This is a genomic window from Streptomyces sp. MBT65 (genome assembly GCF_016612545.1).
Classification (GTDB): Bacteria; Actinomycetota; Actinomycetes; order Streptomycetales; family Streptomycetaceae; genus Streptomyces.
Map to the genome: position 1 here is coordinate 1 of NZ_JAENRY010000273.1, position 9,966 is coordinate 9,966.

The 9,966-nt window shown below is 72.0% G+C and carries 9 protein-coding genes; 8 read left to right on the top strand and 1 reads right to left on the bottom strand.

Annotation, left to right across the window (positions count from 1 at the left end; genetic code table 11):
- Positions 1 to 88 precede the first annotated feature (88 nt).
- Both JHN63_RS40015 and mmpA read left to right on the top strand, forming a co-directional pair.
- The gene (locus JHN63_RS40015; RefSeq protein WP_200690025.1) at positions 89 to 778 is read left to right on the top strand and encodes an endonuclease V; all 690 of its coding nucleotides are present in this window, start codon (positions 89 to 91) and stop codon (positions 776 to 778) included.
- Positions 779 to 865: 87 nt separating this feature from the next.
- Complete coding sequence (gene mmpA / locus JHN63_RS40020) at positions 866 to 1,003, top strand: morphogenic membrane protein MmpA (RefSeq protein WP_200690033.1); 138 nt, start codon at positions 866 to 868, stop codon at positions 1,001 to 1,003.
- A 217-nt stretch (positions 1,004 to 1,220) separates the two neighbouring features.
- Here mmpA and JHN63_RS40025 read toward each other — a convergent pair whose 3' ends face one another.
- Positions 1,221 to 2,399: a trans-acting enoyl reductase family protein gene (locus JHN63_RS40025; protein ID WP_200690026.1), complete on the bottom strand. Its 1,179-nt coding sequence runs from the start codon at positions 2,397 to 2,399 to the stop codon at positions 1,221 to 1,223.
- A 91-nt stretch (positions 2,400 to 2,490) separates the two neighbouring features.
- Between JHN63_RS40025 and JHN63_RS40030 the strand changes: the two genes are divergently transcribed.
- The 6 genes from JHN63_RS40030 to JHN63_RS40055 all read left to right on the top strand — a co-directional run.
- Positions 2,491 to 2,880, top strand: coding sequence for an MmcQ/YjbR family DNA-binding protein (locus JHN63_RS40030; RefSeq protein ID WP_200690027.1), 390 nt, complete (start codon positions 2,491 to 2,493; stop codon positions 2,878 to 2,880).
- 115 nt (positions 2,881 to 2,995) lie between these two features.
- The gene (locus JHN63_RS40035) at positions 2,996 to 4,165 is read left to right on the top strand and encodes a CaiB/BaiF CoA-transferase family protein (protein WP_200690028.1); all 1,170 of its coding nucleotides are present in this window, start codon (positions 2,996 to 2,998) and stop codon (positions 4,163 to 4,165) included.
- Positions 4,166 to 4,189: 24 nt separating this feature from the next.
- On the top strand, positions 4,190 to 5,404 hold the full coding sequence (locus JHN63_RS40040; RefSeq protein WP_200690029.1) for an acetyl-CoA C-acetyltransferase: 1,215 nt from the start codon (positions 4,190 to 4,192) through the stop codon (positions 5,402 to 5,404).
- Positions 5,405 to 5,521: 117 nt separating this feature from the next.
- Positions 5,522 to 7,699, top strand: coding sequence for a 3-hydroxyacyl-CoA dehydrogenase NAD-binding domain-containing protein (locus tag JHN63_RS40045; protein WP_200690030.1), 2,178 nt, complete (start codon positions 5,522 to 5,524; stop codon positions 7,697 to 7,699).
- 105 nt (positions 7,700 to 7,804) lie between these two features.
- Entirely contained in the window at positions 7,805 to 9,436 is a 1,632-nt protein-coding gene (locus JHN63_RS40050) for a thiamine pyrophosphate-binding protein (RefSeq protein ID WP_200690031.1), read from the top strand.
- A gap of 80 nt (positions 9,437 to 9,516) precedes the next feature.
- Positions 9,517 to 9,966, top strand: a 450-nt coding sequence (locus JHN63_RS40055; RefSeq protein WP_200690032.1) for an IclR family transcriptional regulator, incomplete at its 3' end; no start/stop codon positions are given.

Sequence of the window (9,966 nt, forward strand, 5' to 3'; positions counted from 1 at the left end):
GTCGTCGGGTTCGGGCCGGGAGGGAAGTCGTCGGGCCGGCCCCCGTCGCCGCGCCGCCGCCCTGGCTCCCCGTACGCTCGGCACCACCATGACGACCGTACGCATTCCCGCGGGCTGGCCCGCGACCGAGGAGCAGGCCCGCGCTATCCAGGACGAGTTGCGGGAGCGGGTGGTGACCGACGAGCCGGGACCGCCGCCGAGGACCGGGCAGGTCACGGGAGTCGACGTCGCCTACGACGACGAGCGGGACGTCGTGGTGGCCGCCGCCGTCGTGCTGGACGCGGCGAGCCTCACCGTCGTCGCCGAGGCCACGGCCGTCGGCCGGGTCTCCTTCCCGTATGTGCCGGGCCTGCTCGCCTTCCGTGAAATCCCCACGGTGCTGGCCGCGTTGGAGGCGCTGCCCTGCCCGCCGGGCCTGGTCGTGTGCGACGGCTACGGCCTCGCCCACCCCCGCCGCTTCGGCCTCGCCAGCCATCTCGGCGTCCTCACCGGCCTGCCCACGATCGGCGTCGCCAAGAACCCCTTCACCTTCACGTACGACGATCCGGGCACCCCGCGCGGCTCCGCGTCGCCGCTCCGTGCGGACGCCGAGGAGGTCGGCCGCGCGCTCCGCACCCGCGAGGGCGTGAAGCCGGTCTTCGTGTCCGTCGGCCACCGGCTCACCCTCGACAACGCCTGCGCCCAAGTCCTCGCGCTGACACCGGAGTTCCGCCTCCCGGAGACGACCCGCAGGGCGGACGCGCTGTGCCGGCGGGCGCTGCGGGAGGCGACCGCCTGAGCGTGGGCGGCGCGACGCGTACTGAGTACCTGATCTGAGTATGTGTACGGATGCGGCCGCGCCCGGGTGATCGGCAGGCTGTTCCGCATGACAACGCACCGTTCCCCGAAGCCCGTTGCCCACCCGAGCCAGCCCGTCGAGCGGGCCGTGGTGATCGCGCTCGTCCTGTCCGTGGCGGCGGGCCTCGCCTGGATCGGCGGGATGATCTACACGCTGTGGCCGTGAGGCGACGTGATGGCGTCGCGCGAAACAGACGAGCCCCACACCGCAACAAGCGGCATGGGGCTCGGAGTTGAGCGCCGGGCAGGCCTTGCACCTGCATCTCCCCGCAGGAAGCGGGACGTCTTTCCTTGGACCACCGACGCGCGACCGGACTCCGGGTGTTCCGGTGAGCGGCTCGTGATCAACTATAGCCCATCCGAGTGAGTGTCAGATCCCGCGCTCACCGGCTCGCCGCCACCCGGAACGTGATGCCCGCCGCCCGGAGCCGTCCGACGAGCGCGTCGCCCATCGCCACCGCCGTCGTCACCTGCCCTGCTGTGGGCGGGAGTTCGTCGAGGGCCAGGGAGAGGGCCGACTCGGCGAACATCTTCGCCGTCTCGTCGTAGCCGGGGTCGCCGCCCGCGACCTCCGTGAAGACCCGCCTGCCGCCGCCCTCGCCCACGAACTTCACGGAGAACCAGCTCTTCGCGCGCTTCTCCGGGCTCGGTCCGTCGCCGGGCTTGAGCCGGTCGGACAACCAGCGGCGGGCGGGCGGGAGTTGGGCGGCCGTGGCCAGTGCGCCGACCGCCGTGACACCGCCGAGCGCCACGGGAAGGTGCCGTACGGCCGCGTAATGGCGGTAGCGGAAGTCGGGGCCGTAGCGGTCCAGGGCCTTCGCGGATCGTCGGACGACCTGCGGGTCGATGGTCGGCAGCGGCACCGCCCAGGAGCCGATCTCCCCGGCGAACCGCGGTGCCCCCATGGGTGCTTCGACCCGGCGGCCCACCAGCCGCGGTTCATGGCGGCGCCGGTCCCGGGCGGCGACCAACACCTGTCGGCCGCGCCCGAGTTGGGCCAGTGCCGTGGCGAACGTGCCGCCGGAGAACATCGCGTCCGCGGTCACGAAGCCGTCTACCGTGAGGGGCACCCCCTCCGGCAGTTGCTGCACGGTGAAGTACGCCCCCAGGTCGTGCGGGATCGAGTCGAAGCCGGCGCAGTGCACCAGACGTGCGCCGGTCTCACGCGCGCGTGCGTCGTGGCGGACGTACGTCAGGTCGACGAACTCCGGCTCGCCGCTGAGGTCGAGATAGTCGGTGCCGGTGTCCGCGCAGGCGGCGACGAGATCCTCGCCGTAGCTGACGTAGGGGCCGACCGTGGTGGCCACCACGCGCGCGTGCTCGGCGAGTCGGCGCACGGAGGCCGGGTCGGAGACGTCGGCCCGCAGGACGCCCACCGAGGTGCCGGCGGGCAGACGTTCGCGCAGGCGCTTCAGTTTCAGTTCGTCCCGGCCGGCGATCGCCCAGCGCAGGCCCTCGGGCGCGTGCGCGGCGAGATACTCCGCGGTGAGCACCCCGACGAAGCCCGTGGCTCCGAAGAGCACGATGTCGTAGGGACGGTCCGTCCTGTTCAGCCTGCTCATGACACTCCTGGGTCCCGCAGCCCGCGCCGCTGTCGGTGGCTGAGGCTAGCGTGAAGAGTGCGGAGCCCGACGACGAGCCCGGAGGTATCAGGTGGCCGTGCCCAGGAACGCCCTCAAGAAGTGGGCGAAAGTGCGGGAGTTCGCCCTCGGGCTGCCGGGTGCCGTCGAGGAGTTCCCTTGGGGTGAGTCGGTCGCGAAGGTCAACAAGAAGGTGTTCGTCTTCCTCGGCGTCGACGACGGCAGTTACCCGCTCGCGCTCACGGTCAAGCTGACGGACGAGGCGGCCCACGCCCACGCGCTCACCGCACCCGGCGCCGAGCCCGCCGGCTACGGCCTCGGCAAGGCCGGTTGGGTGCGCGTCCCGCTCGCCGAGCCGGGCACCCCGACCGCCGAGCTGCTGTGCGACTGGGTGGAGGAGAGCTACCGAGCGATCGCCCCGAAGCGCCTGATAGCCGAGCTGGACGCGCACGGCCGTGGCTAGCGGCGGCCGACGGCGGTACTTTGACTGAGCGCTTGCTCACTCAGGTCTTGTGTCGAGTGGAACACGTTCTTAGCATCATCGGTGTTACATCAGTTGTGTCACAGCTGGGGGCTGGATGACAGCGGCAACGACGCCCGGGCACGGCCCGCTCTCCGGCGTGCGCGTGATCGAGCTGGCCGGGATCGGCCCCGGCCCCTTCGCGGCCATGCTCCTCGCCGACCTGGGCGCCGACGTCGTCCGCGTCGACCGGCCCGGCGGCCCCGGACTCGGGATCGCCCCCGAGCACGACATCACCAACCGCAACAAGCGCTCGGTCCTCGTCGACCTGAAGGCACCCGACGGCCCCGCGCGCGTGCTCGACCTCGTGGAACGCGCCGACATCCTCATCGAGGGCAACCGCCCGGGCGTCACCGAACGCCTCGGCGTCGGCCCCGAGCCCTGCCTCGACCGCAACCCCCGGCTCGTCTACGGCCGGATGACCGGCTGGGGCCAGGACGGCCCCCTCGCCGAGCGCGCCGGGCACGACATCGCGTACATCGCGCTGACCGGGACCCTCGGCATGATCGGCAGCCCTGGGGAGCCACCGCCCGCCCCCGCCAACCTGCTCGGCGACTACGCGGGCGGCTCGCTCTACCTCGTCGTCGGCGTCCTCGCCGCACTGCACCACGCGCGCGTGACCGGCATCGGCCAGGTCGTCGACGCCGCCATCGTCGACGGCACCGCCCACCTCTCCGCGATGATCCACGGCATGCTCGCGGCCGGCGGCTGGCAGGACCGGCGCGCCGCCAACCTCCTCGACGGCGGCTGCCCGTACTACGGCACCTACGAGACCGCCGACGGCAAGCACATGGCGGTCGGCGCCCTGGAGCCGCAGTTCTACGACGAGTTCACGCGCCTCCTCGGCCTCGCGGACTTCGCCGACGCCCGCCGGGACTGGGCGCGTTGGGGCGAGCTGCGCGAGGCGGTCGCGGCCCGCTTCCGTAGCCGTACGAGAGACGAGTGGACCGGCGTCTTCGCGGGCACGGACGCGTGCGTGGCGCCGGTGCTGTCGCTGCGCGAGGCCCCGCACCATCCGCACCTCGCCGCGCGCGGCACCTTCACCGAGCACGGCGGGATCACCCAGCCCGCCCCGGCACCCCGGTTCTCCGCGACGCCCACCTCGGTGCGCGGCACACCCGCCCTGCCGGGCGCGGACACGCCCGACGTGGCCCGCGACTGGGAGGTCCCCGCACTTCTCGACTCCCTCGACGACCCTCAGCGAGGAAACCCCTCGGCGAGTCTTTGAACACCCTCATCGAAAGGCTTGGCAGTGAGCACCGAAGCGTATGTCTACGACGCGATCCGCTCCCCGCGCGGGCGCGGCAAGGCGAACGGATCCCTGCACGGCACGAAGCCCATCGACCTGGTCGTCGGACTCATCCACGAGATCCGTGACCGCTTCCCGGACCTGGACCCGGCAGCGATCGACGACATCGTGCTCGGCGTCGTCGGCCCGGTCGGCGACCAGGGCTCCGACATCGCCCGGATCGCCGCCGTGGCCGCCGGACTCCCGGACTCGGTGGCCGGAGTGCAGGAGAACCGCTTCTGTGCCTCGGGTCTCGAAGCCGTCAACATGGCCGCCGCCAAGGTGCGTTCGGGCTGGGAGGACCTCGTCCTCGCCGGTGGAGTCGAGTCCATGTCCCGGGTGCCGATGGCCTCGGACGGCGGCGCCTGGTTCAACGACCCGATGACGAACCTCGCCGTCAACTTCGTGCCCCAGGGCATCGGCGCCGACCTGATCGCCACGATCGAGGGATTCTCGCGGCGCGACGTGGACGAGTACGCGGCACTCTCGCAGGAGCGCGCGGCCACCGCCTGGAAGGAGGGCCGCTTCGAGCGGTCCGTGGTGCCGGTGAAGGACCGCAGCGGCCTGATCGTCCTCGACCACGACGAGCACCTGCGCCCCGGCACCACCGCCGACTCCCTGGCCCGGCTCAAGCCGTCCTTCGCGGACATCGGGGAACTCGGCGGCTTCGACGCCGTGGCCCTTCAGAAGTACCACTGGGTGGAGAAGATCGACCACGTCCACCACGCGGGCAACTCCTCCGGCATCGTCGACGGCGCCTCCCTCGTCGCCATCGGCTCCAAGGAGGTCGGCGAGCGCTACGGCCTCACCCCGCGCGCGCGGATCGTCTCCGCCGCCGTCTCCGGCTCCGAGCCGACCATCATGCTCACCGGGCCCGCGCCCGCCACCCGCAAGGCGCTCGCCAAGGCCGGACTGACCATCGACGACATCGACCTCGTCGAGATCAACGAGGCCTTCGCCGCGGTCGTCCTGCGCTTCGTCCGCGACATGGACCTGTCCCTGGACAAGGTCAACGTCAACGGCGGCGCCATCGCGCTCGGCCACCCGCTCGGCGCCACCGGCGCGATCATCCTCGCCACGCTCGTCGACGAACTGGAGCGCCAGGACAAGCGCTACGGCCTCGCCACGCTGTGCGTCGGCGGCGGCATGGGCATCGCGACGATCGTCGAGCGCGTCTGAACTCCCGGCGGCCGCAAGGGACTTCCGCGGCCACCCAGGGCTTCCGCGCCGACTCGACGCTTCCGCGCCGACCCGACGCCTCCGCGGCGACCAGAGACTTCTACGGAGAACCCCCTCATGACCGAGAGCACCACCATCCGCTGGGAACAGGACGACACCGGCGTCGTCACCCTCGTCCTCGACGACCCGAACCAGTCCGCGAACACCATGAACGCGGCCTTCCGCGACTCACTCGCCGCGATCACCGACCGCATCGAGGCCGAGCAGGAGTCCATCCGCGGCATCATCGTCACCTCCGCCAAGAAGACCTTCTTCGCGGGCGGCGACCTCCGTGACCTGATCCGCGTCACCCCGGACACCGCACAGGAGTTGCTCGACGGCGGCCTCGCCATCAAGCGCAACCTGCGCCGCATCGAGACCCTCGGCAAGCCGGTCGTCGCCGCGCTCAACGGCGCGGCCCTGGGCGGCGGTTACGAGCTCGCCCTCGCCTGCCACCACCGGGTCGCCCTCGACGCGCCCGGCTCGAAGATCGGCTGCCCGGAGGTCACCCTCGGCCTGCTCCCCGGGGGCGGCGGAGTCGTGCGTACGGTACGGCTTTTGGGCATCGCCGACGCCCTGCTGAAGGTGCTGCTCCAGGGCACCCAGTACAGCCCGCAGCGCGCTCTCGACAACGGCCTGATCCACGAAGTGGCCGCCACGCCGGACGAGTTGATCGCCAAGGCCCGCGCCTTCATCGACGCCAACCCGCAGTCGCAGCAGCCCTGGGACAGGCCCGGCTACCGCATCCCGGGCGGCACACCGGCCAACCCCAAGTTCGCGGCCAACCTGCCCGCCTTCCCGGCCAGCCTGCGCAAGCAGACCAACGGTGCCCCCTACCCGGCCCCGCGCAACATCCTCGCCGCCGCCGTCGAGGGCGCCCAGGTCGACTTCGAGACCGCCCAGGTCATCGAGGCCCGCTACTTCGTCGAGCTGGCCGCCGGACAGACCTCGAAGAACATGATCCAGGCGTTCTTCTTCGACCTCCAGGCCGTCAACTCCGGCGCCAACCGCCCCAAGGGCATCGAGTCCCGCCCGGTCCGCAGGGTCGCCGTCCTCGGCGCCGGGATGATGGGCGCCGGCATCGCCTACTCGTGCGCCCGCGCGGGCATCGACGTCGTCCTGAAGGACGTCACTCCGGAGGCGGCGGCCAAGGGCAAGGCCTACTCCGAGAAGCTCTGCGCCAAGGCGGTCTCCCGCGGTCGTACGACCAAGGAGAAGGCGGACGCGCTGCTCGCCCGCATCACCCCCACCGCCGACCCGCAGCAACTCGCGGGCTGCGACGCGGTGATCGAGGCCGTCTTCGAGGACACCTCCCTCAAGCACAAGGTGTTCCAGGAGATCCAGCACATCGTCGAGCCCGACGCGCTGCTCTGCTCCAACACCTCCACGCTCCCGATCACCGCCCTCGCCGAAGGCGTGGAGCGCCAAGTCGACTTCATCGGGCTGCACTTCTTCTCGCCGGTCGACAAGATGCCCCTCGTCGAGATCATCAAGGGCGAGCGCACCGGCGACGAGGCGCTCGCGCGCGCCTTCGACCTGGTCCGGCAGATCAAGAAGACACCGATCGTCGTCAACGACTCGCGCGGCTTCTTCACTTCACGCGTCATCGGGCAGTTCATCAACGAGGGTGTCGCGATGGTCGGCGAGGGCATCGAGCCCGCGTCGATCGAGCAGGCTGCCGCGCAGGCGGGTTACCCGGCCAAGGTCCTTTCCCTGATGGACGAGTTGACGCTCACCCTCCCGCGCAAGATCCGCAACGAGTCCAAGCGGGCCGTCGAGGAAGCGGGCGGCACCTGGCCGGGCCACCCCGCCGAGGCCGTCATCGACCGCATGGTGGACGAGTTCGGCCGCACCGGGCGCAGCGGTGGCGCGGGCTTCTACGACTACGGCGACGACGGCAAGCGCGCCGGGCTCTGGCCGGGCCTGCGCGAGCACTTCACCCGCGAGGGCGCCGAGATCCCCTTCGAAGACATGCAGGAACGCATGCTCTTCTCGGAGGCTCTCGACACGGTCAAGCTCCTTGAGGAGGGCGTCCTGACGTCCGTGGCCGACGCCAACATCGGGTCCATCTTCGGGATCGGCTTCCCCGGTTGGACCGGCGGTGTCCTCCAGTACGTCAACGGCTACGAGGGCGGGCTGCCCGGCTTCGTGGCACGCGCGCGTGCGCTCGCCGAGCGCTACGGGGAGCGGTTCACGCCGCCCGCGCTGCTCGTGGAGAAGGCCGAGAAAGGCGAGCGGTTCACGGACGCGCGCTGACGTGTCGACGTATCGCTGAGCGACACGCTGCCCTTGCCTCGCGGGGACGGGACCCCGACGCTGACCGGCGAACCGGTCACCGGTCCCGTCCCCCGAGGAGCCCCCATGGGTCACCGCCCCGCCCTCGCCTTCCTCGACATCCTGCGCGGCGAGGGCGTGGACCGGATCTTCGGCAATCCCGGCACCACCGAACTCCCTTTCCTGGCCGCCCTGTCGTCGACCGAGGACGCCCCCGAGTACGTCCTCGGCGTCCATGAGGGCGCCGTCGTCTCCATGGCCGACGGCTACGCGCGCGGCACCGGCCGCCCCGCGTTCGTCAGCCTGCACATCGCCGCCGGACTCGCCAACGGCCTCATCGGCCTGCTCAACGCCCGCCGTTCGCGCACCCCGCTCGTCGTCACGGCCGGCCAGCAGGACCGCCGCCACCTCCAGCAGGACCCGATGCTCTCCGGCGACCTCCTCGGCCTCGCCCGGCCCGCGGTGAAGGCGACGTACGACATCCAGCACGCCCGCGACCTGCCCCTCGCCCTGCGCCGCGCCTTCGCCCACTCCCAACGGCCGCCTGCCGGGCCGGTGTTCCTGTCCCTCCCCATGGACCTGCTCGCCGAGGACACCGAGGTCGAGGTCCCCGCCCGCACCGCGCCGCCGCGGCCGGGTGCCGCCGCCGGACTCGACCGGGCCGCCGTACTGCTCGGCGGTGCCGCCCGACCGGCGATCGTCGCCGGGGACGGAGTGGGCCGCGAGGACGCGGTGGCCGCGCTCGTCCGTACGGCCGAGGCCTGTGGGGCGACCGTCCACCACCAGCCGATGGCCGACTGCCTCAACTTCCCCGCCACACACCCGCTTTACGCCGGGATGCTGCCACCCCGCCACGACGCGATCCGGGCCGCCCTCGCGCCGTACGACACCGTCCTGATCGTCGGCGCCCATGCCTTCACGCCCCACCACTACAGCCCCGGGCCCGCCCTGCCGCCCGGCATCACCGTCGTCCAACTCGACTCGGACGCCGAGGAGATCGGCCGCAACTTCCCCGCCGACGCGGGGCTGGTGGGCGCGCTCTCGCCCTCGCTGCACCACCTCGCCGAGCTGCTGCGCGAACAGGTCCCCGACCACACCGCGAAGGCCCGCGTCCTGCGCGCGGGCGAACGGCACACCGCCGAACGGGCCCGCGCCGAGTCCGCCGCCCGCGCCGCCTACTCGGCGGCGCCCCTCGCCCCCTGGGCCGCCGCGCACGCGGTGGCGCACGGGCTGCCGGCGGACGCCGTGGTGGTCGAAGAGGCCATCACTGTCGGCCTGTTGCTCCGTCGGCTGCTACGGCTCGACCGGCCCGGCAGCTACACCCACACCGTCGGCGGCGGCCTCGGCTGGGGCATCGGCGCCGCCGTCGGACGCTCGCTCGCCGAGCCCGGGCGGCCGGTGGTCTCGGTCCTCGGGGACGGTTGCGCGCTCTTCGGACTCCAGGGGCTGTGGAGCGCGGCGCGGCAGCAAGTGCCGGTGCTGTTCGTGGTGATGGGCAACGGGAGTTACCGCACGCTTCAGGACACGTACGAGGCGATGGGCGGCAACGGGCGTTGCCCCGGCACCGAGTTGGGCTCCCTGGACTTCACCCGGGCCGCACGCTTCTTCGGCGTCGACGCGGTACGGGCCGACAGCGCGGATCACCTGCGTGAACTGGTCGCCGGGGCCGACGAGTTGACGCGGCCGATGCTCGTGGACGTACCGCTGCGGACCTCGTAGAGATACCGCTTCGATTGCGGTCGCGACTCACCGTGACCCACACCTTGTCACCCGTGCGCGGAAGCGACCACCATCGGTCCATGACGGACGGGCCGCTTCCGAAGTCGGTACTCGCACGCGGGGTGTTGCTGCTCCGCGCCTGCGGCGACGCCGAGACGGCGCTCTCCCTCGCCGAACTGGCCCTGCGCACCGGGCTCCCCAAACCCACAGCGCACCGACTGATCGGCGAACTGGTCCGGCTCGGCATGGTGGACCGCACGCCGGAAGGCAGCTACCGCATCGCACTCGCCCTCTTCGTCCTCGGCCAATCCTCGCCGTCCGTACGGGAGTTGCGAGACGTGGCCCTGCCCTACCTGGGCGATCTGCACGAGGCGACCCACGAGAACGTGCACCTGGCCGTCCCGGACGGCACCGACACCCTCTTCCTGGAGAAGATCACCGGCCGCCGCGCCACCCCGATCGTCTCCCGCACCGGCGGCCGCCTGCCCGCCCACTGCACCGCCACCGGCAAGGTCTTCCTCGCCCAGGAC